Annotated in this window: 20 protein-coding genes, 1 pseudogene and 1 riboswitch; of the genes and pseudogenes, 9 read left to right on the forward strand and 12 right to left on the reverse strand. The window is 65.4% G+C overall.

Annotation, left to right across the window (positions count from 1 at the left end):
• The 3 genes and pseudogenes from FJ956_RS30640 to FJ956_RS31065 all read left to right on the forward strand — a co-directional run.
• Nucleotides 1-341 (forward strand): annotated as a pseudogene (locus FJ956_RS30640) (hypothetical protein); the annotation flags it as partial.
• Between the two features lie 110 nt (nt 342-451).
• Entirely contained in the window at nt 452-613 is a 162-nt protein-coding gene (locus FJ956_RS24870; protein WP_181170304.1) for a hypothetical protein, read from the forward strand.
• Nucleotides 614-618: 5 nt separating this feature from the next.
• Complete coding sequence (locus FJ956_RS31065) at nt 619-753, forward strand: hypothetical protein (RefSeq protein ID WP_281405634.1); 135 nt, start codon at nt 619-621, stop codon at nt 751-753.
• A gap of 5 nt (nt 754-758) precedes the next feature.
• Here the strand turns inward: FJ956_RS31065 and FJ956_RS24875 are convergent, their stop codons facing one another.
• From FJ956_RS24875 to FJ956_RS24885, 3 genes are all read right to left on the reverse strand, one after another.
• On the reverse strand, nt 759-1,385 hold the full coding sequence (locus FJ956_RS24875) for a hypothetical protein (protein ID WP_140681168.1): 627 nt from the start codon (nt 1,383-1,385) through the stop codon (nt 759-761).
• 6 nt (nt 1,386-1,391) lie between these two features.
• Nucleotides 1,392-2,132 (reverse strand): CbtA family protein, encoded by a 741-nt coding sequence (locus FJ956_RS24880; RefSeq protein ID WP_140681176.1) that lies wholly within the window; start codon nt 2,130-2,132, stop codon nt 1,392-1,394.
• 106 nt (nt 2,133-2,238) lie between these two features.
• Nucleotides 2,239-2,448 carry a CbtB domain-containing protein gene (locus FJ956_RS24885; protein WP_140681183.1) on the reverse strand — a complete coding sequence of 70 codons (210 nt, stop codon included), beginning with the start codon at nt 2,446-2,448 and terminating at the stop codon, nt 2,239-2,241.
• Nucleotides 2,449-2,592: riboswitch (adenosylcobalamin (AdoCbl) riboswitch) on the reverse strand.
• Between the two features lie 85 nt (nt 2,593-2,677).
• Here FJ956_RS24885 and FJ956_RS24890 point away from each other — a divergent pair.
• Together FJ956_RS24890 and FJ956_RS24895 are read left to right on the forward strand one after the other, a co-directional pair.
• Complete coding sequence (locus FJ956_RS24890; protein ID WP_140681191.1) at nt 2,678-3,250, forward strand: histidine phosphatase family protein; 573 nt, start codon at nt 2,678-2,680, stop codon at nt 3,248-3,250.
• A 150-nt stretch (nt 3,251-3,400) separates the two neighbouring features.
• Entirely contained in the window at nt 3,401-3,673 is a 273-nt protein-coding gene (locus FJ956_RS24895; RefSeq protein ID WP_140681198.1) for a PilZ domain-containing protein, read from the forward strand.
• Nucleotides 3,674-4,224: 551 nt separating this feature from the next.
• Here FJ956_RS24895 and ade read toward each other — a convergent pair.
• Nucleotides 4,225-5,934 carry an adenine deaminase gene (ade, locus tag FJ956_RS24900; RefSeq protein WP_140681205.1) on the reverse strand — a complete coding sequence of 570 codons (1,710 nt, stop codon included), beginning with the start codon at nt 5,932-5,934 and terminating at the stop codon, nt 4,225-4,227.
• Between the two features lie 79 nt (nt 5,935-6,013).
• Entirely contained in the window at nt 6,014-6,553 is a 540-nt protein-coding gene (locus FJ956_RS24905; protein ID WP_140681213.1) for a DUF6428 family protein, read from the reverse strand.
• A gap of 42 nt (nt 6,554-6,595) precedes the next feature.
• On the opposite strand from FJ956_RS24905, the gene FJ956_RS24910 reads away from it, so the two are divergent.
• The 4 genes from FJ956_RS24910 to FJ956_RS24925 are packed head-to-tail and all read left to right on the forward strand — an operon-like array spanning nt 6,596 to nt 9,271.
• Nucleotides 6,596-6,946, forward strand: coding sequence for a metalloregulator ArsR/SmtB family transcription factor (locus tag FJ956_RS24910; protein ID WP_140681220.1), 351 nt, complete (start codon nt 6,596-6,598; stop codon nt 6,944-6,946).
• Between the two features lie 34 nt (nt 6,947-6,980).
• Complete coding sequence (locus FJ956_RS24915) at nt 6,981-7,673, forward strand: MIP/aquaporin family protein (protein WP_140681221.1); 693 nt, start codon at nt 6,981-6,983, stop codon at nt 7,671-7,673.
• Complete coding sequence (arsC, locus tag FJ956_RS24920) at nt 7,670-8,083, forward strand: arsenate reductase (glutaredoxin) (protein WP_140681223.1); 414 nt, start codon at nt 7,670-7,672, stop codon at nt 8,081-8,083. The genes FJ956_RS24915 and arsC overlap by 4 nt, the downstream gene beginning before the upstream one ends.
• Complete coding sequence (locus tag FJ956_RS24925) at nt 8,084-9,271, forward strand: MFS transporter (RefSeq protein WP_140681232.1); 1,188 nt, start codon at nt 8,084-8,086, stop codon at nt 9,269-9,271.
• Nucleotides 9,272-9,419: 148 nt separating this feature from the next.
• Here FJ956_RS24925 and FJ956_RS24930 read toward each other — a convergent pair whose 3' ends face one another.
• From FJ956_RS24930 to FJ956_RS24960, 7 genes are all read right to left on the reverse strand, one after another.
• Entirely contained in the window at nt 9,420-9,704 is a 285-nt protein-coding gene (locus FJ956_RS24930) for a PRC-barrel domain containing protein (RefSeq protein WP_140681239.1), read from the reverse strand.
• Between the two features lie 82 nt (nt 9,705-9,786).
• A complete protein-coding gene (locus FJ956_RS24935) occupies nt 9,787-10,200 on the reverse strand; it encodes an MAPEG family protein (protein ID WP_140681246.1) in 414 nt (137 codons plus the stop codon).
• A 62-nt stretch (nt 10,201-10,262) separates the two neighbouring features.
• Nucleotides 10,263-10,748, reverse strand: a complete 486-nt coding sequence (locus FJ956_RS24940; protein ID WP_140681254.1) for an SRPBCC family protein — start codon at nt 10,746-10,748, stop codon at nt 10,263-10,265.
• On the reverse strand, nt 10,745-11,062 hold the full coding sequence (locus tag FJ956_RS24945; RefSeq protein WP_140681262.1) for a metalloregulator ArsR/SmtB family transcription factor: 318 nt from the start codon (nt 11,060-11,062) through the stop codon (nt 10,745-10,747). Before FJ956_RS24945 ends, FJ956_RS24940 begins: the two co-directional genes overlap by 4 nt.
• A gap of 435 nt (nt 11,063-11,497) precedes the next feature.
• A complete protein-coding gene (locus FJ956_RS24950; RefSeq protein ID WP_140681269.1) occupies nt 11,498-11,827 on the reverse strand; it encodes a DUF2934 domain-containing protein in 330 nt (109 codons plus the stop codon).
• 205 nt (nt 11,828-12,032) lie between these two features.
• A complete protein-coding gene (locus tag FJ956_RS24955; protein WP_140681276.1) occupies nt 12,033-13,142 on the reverse strand; it encodes a mandelate racemase/muconate lactonizing enzyme family protein in 1,110 nt (369 codons plus the stop codon).
• Between the two features lie 56 nt (nt 13,143-13,198).
• Nucleotides 13,199-15,637 carry an FAD-dependent oxidoreductase gene (locus FJ956_RS24960; RefSeq protein WP_140681283.1) on the reverse strand — a complete coding sequence of 813 codons (2,439 nt, stop codon included), beginning with the start codon at nt 15,635-15,637 and terminating at the stop codon, nt 13,199-13,201.
• Between the last annotated feature and the right edge of the window lie 126 nt (nt 15,638-15,763).

The raw sequence follows: 15,763 nt of genomic DNA on the forward strand, positions 1-15,763 counted from the left end.
AACCAGTTCCAGCGCTAGCATGGGAAACTGTTCGCGATGTCTTCGCACACCTGTTCGCGATGTCCCCAGTCCATACAATCCCTTGCCCGCTCACGCTGTTCGTCATGGCCTTCGCCATCGCGCGCGGCGTGCCCTGGGCGGGCTTGGTCTTCGCCGCCGCAATGATGGCCGGCGTGGCGATCACGCTCGGCATTGTCGTTCTGCTGGCGGTGCTGTTCCGCAGCGGGTCGGTGGCTATGCTCGAACGGTTTGGGTCGAGCGCAGCCGGTGTAGCAGCCTTTCTGGAGATCGGGACCGGATTGATTTTGGTTGGCGCTGCATTGCATCAGGCCTTCGGGTAGCAGGGCGGGTTTACCTCAAACTGATCAGCGCTGTGCCGGCGATGGCCAGCAGCGCGCCGGCCCAGGCGGCCGGCCTTTGCCCGCTACGCAGCCACACCATCGGCAGGATGATGACCGTCGTCATCAAGGACAGCGTCGAGATGATGCCGGCATTGCCGTTGCGCAGCGGCCATCATGCCGAGCGAGGTGCCGACGAAGGCGAAAGGCACGGCCAGCCCGACGGTGCCGAACTGGACGGCCTCCGCTTGCCCCGCCGAACGGCATCGCCGTGAGCGCGATGAACAGGATCACGGCGAGGCCCGAGCGCAGCGCCATGGCGCTGAACGGCTCGACGCCGGCGGCCATGGCCGGCCGCGCCAAAAGGGTGCCGATCGCCTGGCCGAGCGCGCTTCGCCGTTCCGTGAAACAGTGAAACACCTAGGCCGTGCGGGCGCGCGGTGTGCCGAAGATCGACCATGCGACGGCGACGAGCGCCGCTATCGTGGCAAGCAGCACGCTGAGGCTCGGCAGGTGGAAAACCATGTCGCGCCATCTGGGCTCGACGACCGCGCCAGTACTGAAGGCCTCGCCGCTATATTGGCATAGGATCCAGGACGCGCCGCTGCGCACCATGTCGGCATCGATGTCGGAGATCAGTGCTTTCGCGTTGCGTTCGGCTGAGGGCATCGTCGCCATATGGGTCAGCAGCGCCTTGGCGGTGGCAAGATAAGCGTGGCTGCATTCGTTGAACGGGCTCTCCTCGTCGCCGAGGCTTCCCGGCATCAGGCCCCAGAGACAGTAGGTGTATTGCAGGTTGCCGTGATTGTAGAGCCGCCGGAAGGTCGGATCGGTCGCTGTCTGGCGCTGGGCGAGCTCGAGTATCTCGCCGCGATAGCGGGCGATCACGGCCATCTGGCCGTGGGTTAGGCCCGGGATCTGGATGCCCGGAGGAGGCGGGGCGGAAGACCCGCTATGCGCCTCGGCCGGGATGGCGATCAGAAGTGACTGCCAGATCGCCAAAAAGAAAATGGCCGCCAGGGCAAGGAACCGCGGCGGCCGACGCATGGGATTTCAGGCGTAGCGGCGGGCAGGGCCGCGCTGGTCGCGCACCGCGACGACGCGCTCGGCAACCGCGCCGAAGCCGAGCCCGACGACGGTCCATAGCACGAGCTGGATGCCGAGCGAGGCGACACGGAACTGCCACAGCACCGTCGCCGAGAAGTTCTCCGGCACTTCGTTGATGTCGGGCAGGGCTGCCTTCACCAGCGCGAAGACCACCAGGAAGGCGAGCCCAGCCACGATCGAGGCGTTCCAGGCGCCGAGCCGGGTCCACAGCCGTTGCGCCAAGCCGACCGCCGCCACCATCGCCGCGATCGAGATCACGATCATGATGAAGAACAGCTCGGTGCGGTAGCCGATCGTCTCAGCATTGCCGACCGCGGGTGGGTTGGCCGGGTATTTGAGGCTGGGCACCACGATCACGGCCAGGAAGCCGAGCAGGGCGATGAGCGCCGAAGTGCCGCGGGGCCCAAGCGAACCCAGACGGCCATAGGCATAGGCGAAGACCAGCGAGAACAGCCCACCGAGGGCGGCGCCGTAGACGAGCACGCCGGTTGCCAGGCCGATGCCGGCCTGCGTGACGCGGCTGACCATCTCGGGCTCCGGCGCCTCGCCGGCCGCCTGGGCCTGCTGTTCCTCGAAGGCGATCGCCTTGTCGACCTGCGGCTCGCCATAGACGCGGGCAAAGGCGAACGCCAGAATCCCCGCAACCAGCCCGACAAGCATGCCGCGCAGCAAAAGTTTTCCGACCATGTCAGTTTATCCCTTACGGCAATTCCAGGGAAAAATGATTGGCGGTTTTCCGTCCGGAATTGCGTTAAGCCAGAATCGAAAGCGAGTTCAGCGATGCTGAACCGCTTTAGTGGCAGGGGAAGCCGAGCAAGTGGCGGCCGTCATGCACGAACTCGTGCACCATCGTGCCGCGGATCAGCGACGTCGCGCCTTCTTCCGCCCCGACGAAATAGATCATCAGCATCAGGAGCAGGCCGGCGAAGATGGCCCAAGGCAGAAGCTCACGAACCGGAATCGCAACCGGACCGTAGCTGGGGGCGAAGGTGGTGTCGGACATATTGACCTCCCGTGGGATACTGCGTCCCGTTGATCGAACAATGCTGCGGAATAAGGCCTGACTTTCGGCTGGTGCCGATCACAGTGGCGCGACCGTGCCGGACTCGCACCGGCTTCCAATCCCGTATAGCGCTAAAACACTTGTCAGCACTTCGTTCGCCTGTCAACGACATGTAATGGCCAACGCGGCTTCGCGCGGCCGAAATTTCACTGAACCACGGAGTTTTGGGATGCTCGCCCGCCTGACGATGATCGCAAGCGGCGCGACGCAGGCCATGCGCAAGGGGCGTTTTCCGAGTGACGAGGGGCTGGAGCCGCGCGCCCTCGATCGCGCCGGCGCGCTGGCCGTTTCGCTGCGCCGCGCCGACCGCGTCTGGACGAGCCCGGCGCTTGCCGCGCGGCAGACGGCCGAGGCGCTCGGCCTCGAGGCGACGGTCGAGCCGCTGCTTGGTGAGCAGGATTTCGGGCGCTGGGCCGGCAAAGGCTTCGAAGAGGTGCAGGCAGAGGATCCGGAAGGCATGGCGGCCTGGTTCGCCGATGCGGACGCGGCGCCCCATGGCGGCGAATCGCTTGCCGCCGTCGCCCGGCGCGGCGCTGCGCTGATGGAGCGCCTGGCCGGCGAGAGCGGTCACACCATCGCGGTGACGCATGCCGTGCCGATCCGCGCGGCCATGCTGCATGTTCTGGGCGCGCCGCTTTCCTCGGTCTGGAAGATCGACATCGAGCCGCTGTCGCTCACCGAGTTCCGCAGCGACGGCCGCCGCTGGGTGCTGCATGCGAGCGGTGTCGTTGTCGCCGGCTGAACGCTCAGGCGTGAACGCTCCATCCGTGGACCCGGCCGGCATATCAAACAGGCACACCACCGTTTCAGTGATCGCTAACGGAACGGAAACGCCTCGCTGCTATGGTGCTGCCCCGGGGCAAGGAGAACCTTGCCTGAGGAGCTGCCGGATATGGCCGATTATCCCGAGACCGAACGCCGTCGTCATGCGCGCGAATTCGTGCTCAAGGAAGCCACGATCACCGCCGCCGGCGTCAGGATCGGCTGCTCGGTCAGAAATCAGCACGAGCAGGGCGCGGAATTGCGCGTCGGCGCCGATGTCGAGATCCCGGACCGCTTCCTGCTCGAGGTTCCGGCCGACGATATGGCCTATCGCGCTTTGGTGCGGTGGCGGCGCAACGACCGCGTCGGCGTGGCGCTCTACAGCAACGCGCCGAAGGACTGACGCGCGGCCGTTCCACCAATTCGTCACTTGGTCCTGCCCTGGGCGACGTGCAACCCAGCACGCATCGAACGCAACCGCCGCGAGCGCGTTCATTGCCGGACCAGCAGGGATTTCGCGAATGAGCAGGACAGCCGTTTGGCTGGCGCTGATCGCCATCGTTCTCGTGGGCCTCTATTTGTTGCAGGCCAATGGCATGATCAGATTCTAATGCATGTCGCGCAAAAGTGTGCAGCGGTTTTGCGATAACGACATGCATGAAAGCAAAGCCCTAAAGCGCGTCGCCTGAATCCGCTTCAGCGCGACGCGCTTTAAGGCGCCGCGCGACCGTTCGCAGGGTCAACGGCAAACGGCTCGCTCCCCAGCACGAACTGCCTGCAGCCCACCTCTGTTCGTTCAGTCGGCGGTCACACGCGGCTTGCAGCTTGCAGACCGTGTCGCGCTCAGGGACCACCGGACGAGACCGACGCCAATGTGCTCGAAATCGTCTCAGGGGCGATCGCGGCGACCGGCGAACTCAACGAATGAGACGCGCTCGTCCGATCCTCGAAATCTCACTCGACGAACCCGAACTTGTCGACATCGAACAGGCCCATGTCGGTGAGCTTGAGATGCGGGATGACGGGGAGCGCCAGGAACGCCACCTGCAGGAACGGCTCGGGGATGGTGCAGCCGATTGCCCGCGTCGCCTCGCGCAATTCGTGCATCGCATGCGTCACCGTCTCGAAGGGTTCGAGGCTCATCAGTCCGGCCAGCGGCAGCGACAACTCCGCCGTGATTACGCCATCGTCCGCCACCGCCATGCCGCCGCCCATCTCGATCAGCCGATTGACCACCAGCGCCATGTCGGCGTCGGTGGCGCCGACCACGGTGATATTGTGGCAGTCATGGCCGATCGAGGAGGCGATCGCGCCGCGTTTCAGCCCGATGCCCTTGACGAAGCTCTTGCCGATATTGCCGTTCTTGCCGTGCCGCTCGACCACCGCCGCCTTGAGGATGTCGGCCTCGATATCCGGCTGCAGGCAGTTCTCGGCGACGGGGAGCGCTGCGTCCTCGCGGAAGCTGATGAGCAGGCCGGGCTTGACGACGATCACCGGCGTCTGGTTGCGGTCGGACCTTGCCTCGACGCGGAAGGCTTGCGGCGTCACCGGCTTGGCCTTGACTGACGACAGGCCGACCGGCCTGACAGCCTTTCGCGTCTCGAAAAGTTCCGGCGTCACCAGCCGCCCGGCAGCAAGCACCTCGCTCACCCGGCAGTCCTCGAGATGGTCGAGCAGGACGATGTCGGCGCGCCAGCCGGGCGCCACCAGGCCACGATCGGTGAGGCCGAAGATGCGCGCCGCCGAATGGCTGGCGGCGCGGTACACATGGTGCGGCGGGCAGCCCTTGGCGATCAGCCGCCGGATCGAGGAATCGAGATGGCCTTCCTCGGCGATGTCGAGCGGATTGCGGTCGTCGGTGCACAGCGCCACGAAGCTCGACGTGTCGGCGTCGAGGATCTCGGCCAGCGCGTTGAGATCCTTCGAGGCGGAGCCCTCGCGGATCAGGATGGCCATGCCCTTGGCCAGCTTTTCGCGCGCCTCGGCCGCGGTCGTGGTCTCGTGGTCGGTGCGGATGCGGGCGGCGAGATAACCGTTGAGCCGCTGGCCGTTGAGCAGCGGCGCATGGCCGTCGATATGACCGTCGGCAAAGGCGTCGAGCTTGGCGATCATGCCGGCCTCGCCCGCTAGCACGCCCGGGAAGTTCATGACCTCGGCGAGCCCGACCACCTTGGGATGGGCGCGGAACGGCAAAAGGTCGGCCGCCTCGAGCCTCGCGCCGGAAGTCTCGAACTCGGTCGCGGGCACGCCGGACGAAAGGTTGACGCGCACATCCATGATGGTCTGCTCGGCGCAGTCGAGGAAATAGCGTATGCCTTCGGCGCCCAGCACATTGGCGATCTCGTGCGGATCGCAAAGCACGGTGGTGATGCCGTACGGCAGGACGCAACGGTCGAATTCGAGCGGACTGACCAGCGAGGATTCGATATGCAGGTGCGTGTCGATGAAGCCGGGCACCGCGAAGCGGCCGCGCCCGTCGATCACCCGTTCAGCCTCGTAGCGGGCATGCGTGCCGACGATGCGGTCGCCGACGATGGCGATGTCGGTCTCCGTCACCGTGCCGGTGACGACATCGAGCAGCCGCACGTTACGGACCACGACATCGGCGGGGATTTCGCCGGCGCCGGCGCGGATCATGCGGGTCAAAAGCTCGCTTGAATCCATAAAAGCTCCATCTCAGGCAGCTTTCATGCTCGTCCCATGCGAGGGGGCGGTCAAGAGGACGGACCTTGGTTCGGTCGGCTCAGCTGCAGCAGGCCTCGCCCGCGGGCGAGCAACGTGACGCGTTGCTCGCTGCCTTCTGTTCTTCCAGCCAGCGGTCGCGCGGCTTGCAGCTTGACGGCCGTGGCGACAGCTCGACCTCGACGGTCCCGCCAACAAGGCTCGGCTGGGCTGCCCGGTGCAGTTCGATGGGGCGCATGCCGTCACTGACCTCGAAGGTCAGCTTCGCCGTCTGATCGAGCGCCACATGGTCCGCCACCTTGCGGATGATCGCCGCGAACTTGCCGGCCGGCATATGGACCGGCCCGCCTTCGTCCACGTCCCATAGCTGGACGAAGATCTCCGACCAGGATTCCGGGTTCGCCTCGCAATCCAGTGCCGAGAACTGTCCCGCTTTCACCTCGGTGACATGATAGCCCGGCTTCACCGGCCGCCCGTCATAGCGGAACACCAGTGGCCTGTCCTTATGATCGGCCAGCGCTACCAACAGATCGCCGATGGTCAGGTCGGAGGGATCCATCGGCGGGACGGAATCGATTTTCCGATTGTCAGAAGAGAGCATGTCGGCTATTCCTCGTTTCAATATTTCAAGGATTATTGAAACGTGGATGAACGTCAAGCCCTGATTGCCTTTGGCGCCCTGTCGCAGGAAACACGCCTGCGCCTGCTGCGCTTGCTGGTCGTCGCCGGACCGGAAGGCATCGCCGCCGGCTCGCTCGCCGAACAGGTCGAGGTCTCGCCGTCCAATGTCAGCTTCCATCTCAAGGAACTGGAACGGTCCGGCCTCGTGACCGCGCGGCGTGATGCCCGCTCGATCGTCTACAGCGCCGAGTACGACGCGCTGTCCGGACTGATCCGGTTCCTGATGGAGGATTGCTGCTCGGGCCTTCCGGAAATCTGCGTGCCGGCGCTTGCAGCACCTTGCTGCCAGCCGGGCGAGGGGACCCGCCAATGACCGCCGCGCCCATCGCCCAGCCCAAGGCCAGCCGATGAATGCCTTCGATCTGCCGCGCCGGTTCGCCGCCGAAGCCCTGGGCACCGGCCTGCTGGTGGCGACGGTCGTCGGCTCCGGCATCATGGCCGAGGCGCTGACGCATGACACCGCGCTGGCGCTGCTCGGAAACACCCTGGCGACCGGCGCCATGCTGGTGGTTCTGATAACCATCCTCGGGCCGATCTCCGGCGCGCATTTCAATCCGGCCGTTTCGCTGGTGCTCTGCCTCAACCGGTCGCTGCCCGCCCGCGATCTTCCCGCCTATCTCATCGCCCAGGTCGCCGGCGGCATTGCCGGCACGATCGCGGCGCATCTCATGTTTGCCCTGCCGATGCTGGAGGTCGCAACCAAGATGCGTGCCGGGCCGGCACAGTGGTTCTCCGAAGGCGTCGCGACATTTGGGCTGGTCGCCGTCATCCTTGCCGGACTGCGTTTCGATCTCAAGGCCGTGCCCTGGCTGGTCGGCCTCTACATTACCGCCGCCTACTGGTTCACCGCTTCGACATCCTTCGCCAATCCGGCCGTAGCGCTGGCACGTTCGATGACCAACACTTTTTCCGGCATCAGGCCGCTCGATCTGCCTGGCTTCGTCGTCGCCGAACTGCTCGGCGCCTTGATCGCGCTGGCGTTGATGGGCTGGCTGCTGCGGCCCGGCAACATCCAGCAACCTTCGAAAGCAGGGCCATGACGGTCACCATCTATCACAACCCCGACTGCGGCACCTCCCGCAACACGCTCGCCATGATCCTGGCCAGCGGCGAAGACCCCGTCGTGATCGAATATCTGAAGACGCCGCCGGCTCGCGAAAGGCTGCTCGAACTGATCGGGGCGATGGGCATCGCCCCGCGCGCGCTTCTGCGGGAGAAGGGAACGCCTTACGACGCGCTCGGCCTTGCCGACCCGAAATGGAGCGACGACGAGCTGGTCGATTTCATGCTCGCCCATCCGATCCTCATCAACCGGCCCATCGTCGAGACGCCGAAAGGGACAAAACTATGCCGGCCTTCGGAAGCGGTGCTGCCGCTGCTCGACAATCCGGTGCGCGAGTTCGTCAAGGAGGATGGCGAGAAGGTCGCCTATGCGCCGGGGCAAGCCTGATTGGAAGCCACCGCGCCCATCGCACACAACCGCCGCGTCCTCGTTACGGCTCTTGGCGTCACGCAGATCCTCGCCTGGGGATCGTCCTACTACTTGCCCGCGGTGCTTGCCGCGCCGATTGCCAGGGATACCGGTTGGTCGCTCGCCTCCGTCGTTGCCGGCCTGTCCTGCGGGCTCCTGCTTGCCGGGCTGGTGTCCCCCGTCACCGGGCGGCTGATCCAGCGCCACGGTGGGCGGCCGGTGCTTGCCGCCGGCTCGCTGCTGCTGGCGGCCGCGCATTCGCTGCTGGCGACGGCGACCGACTATCCCCTTTACCTGATTGCCTGGCTGCTCATGGGTCTGGGTATGTCGGGCGGCCTCTACGATGCCGGCTTCGCCACGCTCGGCCGCCTTTATGGACAGGGCGCGCGCGGCGCCATCACCAACCTGACGCTTTTCGGCGGCTTTGCCAGCACCGTCTGCTGGCCGCTCAGCGCCTTCCTTGTCGAGCATGGCGGCTGGCGCACGGCCTGCCTTGCCTATGCCGCGATCCATTTGGCAATCTGCTTGCCGCTCCATCTGTGGATAATACCGTCGCCTCCGGCTGCCGCGCCTGCGCCGGTCAAAGACAGGTCGAAAGAGGCATCGACCACCGGCAGGGCGCGGGCGCGCTTCATTCTGCTGGCCTCCATTCAGACCTTGGCCGCACTGGTCGCGTCCATGCTCTCCGTCCATCTGCTGACGCTGCTGCAATTGCGCGGCGCGAGCCTGGCAGCCGCCGTCGGACTTGGCGCGCTGGTCGGCCCGTCGCAAGTCGGCGCTAGGGTGGCGGAGCTGCTGATCGGCCGCAACCGGCACCATCCGATCTGGACGATGCTGACATCCGTAACGCTGCTTGCCGCCGGAATCTGGCTGCTCCTGGCGAGCCAGACTTTCGTTGCTCTCGCCTTGATCCTTTATGGCGCCGGCAATGGCATCCATACGATCGCGCGCGGCGCGCTGCCGCTGGTGCTGTTCGACCCGCAGCAATACGCGGTACTGATGGGCAAGCTCGCGACGCCCAGCCTCATCGTCCAGGCGGCGGCGCCCTCGATCGGAGCGCTGCTTTTGGGTATGGGCGGCGGCAACCTCGTCCTGACCACGCTTGCGGCTGCCGCCACCATCAATGTGGGTCTCTGCGCCGGTCTCGTCGCGGCCGGGCGCCGATAGTCAAGCCTACTTGTCCGCCGCCAGCGTCTCGTTGAGCACGGCGGCCAGGTGCAGGCCGCCGAGCGCCAATTTACCGCGCCGCGCAAAAAAACCCGACCCGACCCGGCCGGATTCTCTTGATTGATTCACAGTTGCGAAGCGTTCCTGTTCAGTCGCGATGCTCCGGCATCGCCTTCAACTGGTCCTTCGTCCAATTGGTGACGGCATGCACGTCGCCGTCCTCGTCGCGCATGAAATCGAGCTGGCTGGCGGTGACGGCCACCGGCTTGGCGCCGATGCCGAGAAAGCCGCCGACATCGATGACGATCTGGCTGCCGTGCAGGTGGTCGACCGAGCCGATCTTCTCGTCATCGGGGCCGTAGATGGCCGCGCCTTCGAGGATGTCGGGCGTGAGCTCGGCATTGGTCAGTCTTACGTGGCTGGTGTGGTCCATGGCGCATCTCCTATGGTTGTACAGGGGATGAACCTCTGATCGGGGCGAGGGTTCCGCCGACGAAGCGAAAAGCCAGCGCTGCTCAGCGAAGCGCCGCCCATCCCGTCACGAGGATGAGGACAAGCGTGACCAGCGCGCCCGAGACATAGAGGATCGTCCTGACGCTGCCGCCCTTGGCGGCGTTTCCGCCACGCAGGTAGATGACCATATGGACGAGGCGTATCGCCAGGTGAACCCAGACAAGCACGGCGAGCGTCGCCGGCCCGACGCCGACCATCATCGCCAGCATCACGGGCACGACGAAGGGGGCCAGCGCCTCGACCGAGTTCATGTGGACGCGGTCGATCCGGTAGAGCCGGTTGTCGTCGTCCGCCGGGACGACCGGACCTGAAAGCTTGCCGGCAAATCCCTTGGACGAGCCGGAAAAGACCGCCAGCGCCACCGACAGGAGGCAGAGCGCAAGCACGCCGAGGGTGCTCAACCAATAGGCTTCCATTTTCCGCGCTCCTTTCAATCGCTGTCGTATGGGGCCATGCCCTGCGGTACCGGGTGGCCCTGTCAGGCTGCCCGGGAAAAGAGGTCCTGGTACCGCTGAAGATAAAGCGGCCAACCCTGATCGCCGTCGACCCCGCCGCGCACGCTTTCCCAGCCTTGGCCATGCCGTTCGATATGGCGGTGCTCGATTTCGACCCGGGTTCGGTTTTCCGCTTCGGCCGTGAAGCGGACTTCCCACTCGCTCGTGCGGGCGAGGTCGGTTTCGATCTGCCAGCGCGGGCTGATGTCCCAGCTTAGAAGCAGCCGGTTCGGCGGATCGTAGGCGAGCACGCGGGCGAAGCGGCACTCCGAGCCATCGACGCCACGATCATAGATATGGCCGCCGACCCGCGGCTCGAAGATCGTTTCCGCGATCGGGACGGCAAGCAGGTTGTGCTCGCGCGGTTTGAAGCTGCCGAAATCCTCGGTGAACACCTTGAAGGCGCGTGCGATCGGCGCCGCGACGACGACGGAATGTTTCACGGGCGCCGGTGCCGGCTGCTTGATCATGTTTCGTCCTCCGTCGGTTGCTCGACAAGCTGCGCGTAGGCCGCGAGCGTCTTCACCCAGAACTGGTCGATCTCCGCCCGGAAGGCCGCGAGGCCGTCCGGGTCGATCCGGTAGATGCGTTCCTTGCCCGAGCGCGTGTCGGCCACCAGCCCGGCATCCTTGAGAACCTTCAGATGCTGCGAGACCGCCGGCCGCGTCACGGGCAGTGCATTGGCGAGCCCGCTGACCGAGCTGGGGCGGTCGACCAGCAGTTCGAAGATCGTGCGTCGCGTCGGATCGCCGAGCGCTGTCCAGTATTTCGCGTTAGTGGCCACTAACGCGAAAACTAGGGCGAGGCGCTTGCCCTGTCAACCGGGCGGAGAGTGCCACCTGTGGCCGGTCCGATTGGCTGGCCAACCGCCTCTTGGTGCAAGATTTTCCGTTCATTTGCGTGAAATCAGCGCAAACGCCGGGGGTTGCTTGAAGCCGCCCCCCAACGTCGTCATTCTATGGCGGAGCAAGGAGCGAAGCGACGCGGCGCAGACCATAGAATCCATTCCGTGACTTGGAAGCGCCGCCACAGTGCAGAATTCTGCTCCGTTGCACGCCTTGGCGAAGGTGACGGCATGGATTCCAGGGTCTTCGCGACGGAGCTTCGCTCCTGCTCCGCCCTGGAATGACGATCGCGATGGGCGTTTCGGCCAATCTCCAACGCATGCCACCTGCCAATGCAAACGGAGCCGACCGGTCAAAATCCCTATGCAGCGCCACTAATCGACACCGCGCTTGCGTGCTCGCAGATCTCGCGCCGCCTGCTCGATCGCCGCGCGGTCGTTGCCCAGCCTGTCGAGCAGTTCCTGCGCCTCGTCGCCCGAAATGCCGGTGCGCATGGCGAGCGCCTCCACCGTCAGCACATCCGTGCTGTCGACCTCGCGCGTTTCCGGCAGCGCGTCGCCTGCCGTGAGCGGCAGGGCGGCCTCCCGGTCGATCTCCATCTCCGCCTGATGCCAGTGTCGCTCTTGATTGCCGAGGATGCTGCCCTCGCGCTGAAAGATCTCATAGGCACGCTGTCTGATCTTCTCGATCCGATCGTCATCCATGGCCGCTTCCTCCTTGCGTGTCACAAGAACGCTGGACGGGGCGGAACGATCCGTTCCGTCGGCGAAGTGATCGGCTGCTGTGCTGCCGGTCAACATGCCGGGCGTGGCGACAATCGCGCAGGCGGGGGACGGCGCTGAAAATTATCGGCCACGTCCGCGGCCATTCCGATCCGAATCGTAAGCCTGGCTGCCCGCCGCTTGCCCCTTACGGCCCGTATATCGCCACCGCTTTGCCGAACATGCCGGGCTCCGGTTTCACGCCCAGCCCCGGCCGTTGCGGCACGGCGATGTGACCTTGCTTGATGACGACCGGGTGCTTCTGGTCGAAGTGCCCCTTGATGTATTCCTGCGCGATCCAGGCGCCTTCCATGCGGCGCGGCTCGACCGTGGCGGCAAGATGCACGCAGGCCGCCGCGATGATGTCGCCACCCCAGGCGTCGTCGCAGCTGTGCGGCAGCGAGCGGATGGCGCAGAGGTCGCGCACCGTCGTCATCTTGGTGAGGCCGCCGAGTCGCGTCACCTTGAAGCCGAAGCCGTCGGCGATGCCGAGCGAGATCGCACGCAGCACCGCGTTCTGGTCCTCGGTGCTTTCGTCGAGATAGACCGGGTGCGTGACGCGGCCTTTCAGCGTCGCGATCTCGTCCATCGTGTTGCAGGGCTGTTCGAAGACGAAGGGGATTTGCTGGCAGAGTCGGTCGAGATGGATCGCGGCGGCCACCGTCAGGCCGCGATTGCCGTCGACCGCTAGCCGAGCCTTGTAGGCGACCGCTTCCCAGACCTTGTGGACGACGGCGACATCCTCTTCGAGGTTGCGCCCGCCGATCTTGACCTGCAGGCGCGGGTAACCGGCCTTCACCTTGTCGGCCGCGATCCTCGCTGTCTCGTCCGGCGCCCCGACGATCAGCGAATAATAGGCCGGCACGCGGTCGGTCAGCGCGCCGCCCAAAAGCGTCGAGACCGGCACGCCGAGCTTTTGGCCGAGCAGGTCCAGGAACGCCATGTCGAATGCGGCCTTGGCGTAGCCGTGGCCGTTGAGCCGCTCGTCCATCTGTTTCGCCAGCAGCCTGATCGAGGCGACCTCCGAGCCGATCAGGCCCGGCGCGATCTCGGCGATCGCGGCGCGGGCGCCAAGCGCATGATGCGGTTGGTAGACCGGGCCGATCGGACAGGTCTCGCCCCAGCCGGCAAAACCATCATCGCTGACGATTTCGACTAGCGTGGAGTCCAGCGCTTCCACGTCGGCGCTGGCCATGCGGTAGACACCGCCTTTGACAGGCAGTTGCGCCGAATAGACGTTGATCCGATCGATACGCATACGGGCTTCCCTCGGAAGGACACGTCGGCAACGGGGGCCTTTGCAGGCCCCGCCTATTACATCCGCGCCCTGGCCGAGGTCGGATCGTAAGGCGAATCCGCGATCACTTGCGCCGTCTTCCATTCGCCCAGGATCGCGACGTCGAGCTTCGTGCCGGGTTTGGAAAAACGCTCGGGCAGCAGTGCCAGCGCCACGTCATGCCCGAGCGCATAGCCATAGCCGCCCGACGTGATGCGCCCGACCAGCGCGCCATCGCTGTAGAGCCCTTCATTAGCAAGGGAGCTTGCACCTTCGGTGTCGATCCTGAGCGTCACCGAGCGGCGCTGGTCGTTGCGCTCCTTGTATTTCAACACCGCCTCGCGCCCGACGAAGTCGCCCTTGTCGAGGCGGATGAAGCGCTCCAGCCCGCTCTCCAGCGCGTTGAGCTCGGGGTTCATGTCGCGGTACATGGCGCGATAGGATTTCTCGAGCCTCAGTGACTCCAGCGCATGCAGCCCGACCAGCCGCATGCCGTGCTTCTCGCCTTGCTTCAGGATCGCGTCGAGCAATTGACGCTGGTAGGCGAGGGGATGGTAGAGTTCCCAGCCGAGCTCGCCTTCATAGTTGACGCGCAGCAGCCGCACGTCGCTGGCCAGAGCCACATTGCCGGTCTTCACGCCGAACCACGGAAAACTTTCGTTGGAAAGGTCGATCTCAGTCAACGGCTGCAACACCTCGCGGGCCTTTGGCCCGACCACGGTAAAACAGCCGCGATCGTTGGTGACGTTCTTCAAGGACACGCTGTCGTCGGCGGGCAGCAGCCTGGACAGATCGTCGAAATTCCAGCGCTCGGCGCGCGGCGTCGAGATCAGGTAGAACAGGTCCTCGCCGAGGCGCGCCACCATATATTCCGCCTGGACGCCACCGTTGGCGGTAAGCTGATGCGCCAGCGTCACCTTGCCGACCGCCGGCAGGCGGTTGGCGATGATCCCGTCCAGCCAGGCGACCGCGCCCCGTCCCGACACTTCGAACTTGGTCATCGGCGTCATCTCGACCAGGCCGGCGGCGTTGCGCACCGCCAGCACCTCCTCGCCGACGAGGTTGCCCTTCGGCGTCCAGCGCCAGCTATGCTGGTCCCTGGCCTCGACCCCGTCGCGGGCGAACCAGTTGGGCATCTCCCAGCCATTGAGCACGCCCCAGACGGCACCCAGTTCCGTCAGCCTGTCATAGGATGGAGCGGTCTTCTGCGGGCGGGCGGCGGGCATGTCCTGTCCGGGATATTTCTGCTCGGCATGCGTGCCCCAGGCCTCGCGCACCTTCGCGCGCGTCCATTCCTTGTTGGCGTAGTCGCCGAAGCGGCGCGGGTCGAGGTCGGAGGTGTCGATACTGTTGGCGCCCTCGACGATCCGCTCCGACAGATAATAGCCGATCGTGCCACCCCATAGGATGCCGCCCGGCACGCCCTCGGCCAGCCACACATTGGGCAGGCCCCAAGCCGGACCCATCAAGGGCAGCTCGTCCGCCGTCATCTGGAACGGGCCGCGCACATTGGCCTTGATGCCGACGCGTCCGAGCGCCGGCACCAGTTGCAGCGCTTGCTCCCAGTTCCATGACACCGCCTCGAAATCCTCTTCGAGTAGATCGGCGCCGAACCAGTCGGGAACGCCGTCCTCGGCGAACAGCTTCAGATTGGCGGTGCGTTCGTAAGGCCCGAACATCAGTCCGTCGCCTTCTTCGCGCAGGTAGCCCTCGAAACCCTCGTCGCGCAGGATCGGCATTTCGGGCCGCCCCGAGCGCTTGCGTTCCACCACCTCCGGCACCGCCTCGGTGATCCAGTACTGGTGCAGGATTGGGATCGCCGGGATGTCGAGGCCGAGCAGCGCGCCGGTCTGGCGCGCGTAATTGCCGGTGGCCGTGATCACGTGCTCGCAGGTGATGTCGCCCTTGTTGGTCTCGACCAGCCACTCGCCGCCCGGCGTTCGCCTGAAGCCGGTCACCTCGGTGTTGAGATAGACCTTGGCGCCGAGATCGCGCGCGCCCTTGGCCATGGCATGCGTCACGTCGGCCGGCGCGATATGGCCGTCGTCGGGATGGTAGAGCGCGGCGAGCATTTCCTTGTTGTCGAGCAGCGGCCAAAGCTTGCGGGCTTCGTCCGGCGTCAGCAACTGCGCCCGCATGCCCTGCACCTCGGCGACGCTCATATAGCTCTTGTATTCGTCGAGGCGGTCCCTGGAATTGGCGATGCGCAGCTGTCCGCATTTGTGCCAGCCGACCGGCTGCCCGGTCTCGGCCTCGAGCCCTTCATAGATCTCGATGGTCTTGTTGATCATCCGCCCGACATTGATGTTGCGGGCATAGGACGGGATCAGCCCGGCCGCATGCCAGGTCGAGCCGGCGGTGAGCTGGGTGCGCTCCAGCAGCGCGACATCGGTCCAGCCGCGCTTGGCCAGGCCATAGAGGATACCGGCGCCGACGCATCCGCCGCCAACGATCACCACCCGCGCATGTGTCTTCATCAAACCGCCGAAACCGTATCATTGTTGAACGAGCGCCGCCGAAGCTACAGGCGGGGAAAGCCCGTGTAACGTCTTCAAAAACTGGGGGTTATGATAAGCTGGATTTATGCAGCAGGTTACAGCTTG

It is taken from the genome of Mesorhizobium sp. B2-4-3 (genome assembly GCF_006442815.1).
Classification (GTDB): domain Bacteria; phylum Pseudomonadota; class Alphaproteobacteria; order Rhizobiales; family Rhizobiaceae; genus Mesorhizobium.

Coding starts and splice junctions, on each gene's coding strand:
- FJ956_RS24870 (WP_181170304.1), top strand. CDS start 452: ATGACCGTCGTCATCAAGGACAGCGTCGAGATGATGCCGGCATTGCCG.
- FJ956_RS31065 (WP_281405634.1), top strand. CDS start 619: ATGAACAGGATCACGGCGAGGCCCGAGCGCAGCGCCATGGCGCTGAAC.
- FJ956_RS24875 (WP_140681168.1), bottom strand. CDS start 1,385: ATGCGTCGGCCGCCGCGGTTCCTTGCCCTGGCGGCCATTTTCTTTTTG.
- FJ956_RS24880 (WP_140681176.1), bottom strand. CDS start 2,132: ATGGTCGGAAAACTTTTGCTGCGCGGCATGCTTGTCGGGCTGGTTGCG.
- FJ956_RS24885 (WP_140681183.1), bottom strand. CDS start 2,448: ATGTCCGACACCACCTTCGCCCCCAGCTACGGTCCGGTTGCGATTCCG.
- FJ956_RS24890 (WP_140681191.1), top strand. CDS start 2,678: ATGCTCGCCCGCCTGACGATGATCGCAAGCGGCGCGACGCAGGCCATG.
- FJ956_RS24895 (WP_140681198.1), top strand. CDS start 3,401: ATGGCCGATTATCCCGAGACCGAACGCCGTCGTCATGCGCGCGAATTC.
- ade (WP_140681205.1), bottom strand. CDS start 5,934: ATGGATTCAAGCGAGCTTTTGACCCGCATGATCCGCGCCGGCGCCGGC.
- FJ956_RS24905 (WP_140681213.1), bottom strand. CDS start 6,553: ATGCTCTCTTCTGACAATCGGAAAATCGATTCCGTCCCGCCGATGGAT.
- FJ956_RS24915 (WP_140681221.1), top strand. CDS start 6,981: ATGAATGCCTTCGATCTGCCGCGCCGGTTCGCCGCCGAAGCCCTGGGC.
- arsC (WP_140681223.1), top strand. CDS start 7,670: ATGACGGTCACCATCTATCACAACCCCGACTGCGGCACCTCCCGCAAC.
- FJ956_RS24930 (WP_140681239.1), bottom strand. CDS start 9,704: ATGGACCACACCAGCCACGTAAGACTGACCAATGCCGAGCTCACGCCC.
- FJ956_RS24935 (WP_140681246.1), bottom strand. CDS start 10,200: ATGGAAGCCTATTGGTTGAGCACCCTCGGCGTGCTTGCGCTCTGCCTC.
- FJ956_RS24940 (WP_140681254.1), bottom strand. CDS start 10,748: ATGATCAAGCAGCCGGCACCGGCGCCCGTGAAACATTCCGTCGTCGTC.
- FJ956_RS24950 (WP_140681269.1), bottom strand. CDS start 11,827: ATGGATGACGATCGGATCGAGAAGATCAGACAGCGTGCCTATGAGATC.
- FJ956_RS24955 (WP_140681276.1), bottom strand. CDS start 13,142: ATGCGTATCGATCGGATCAACGTCTATTCGGCGCAACTGCCTGTCAAA.
- FJ956_RS24960 (WP_140681283.1), bottom strand. CDS start 15,637: ATGAAGACACATGCGCGGGTGGTGATCGTTGGCGGCGGATGCGTCGGC.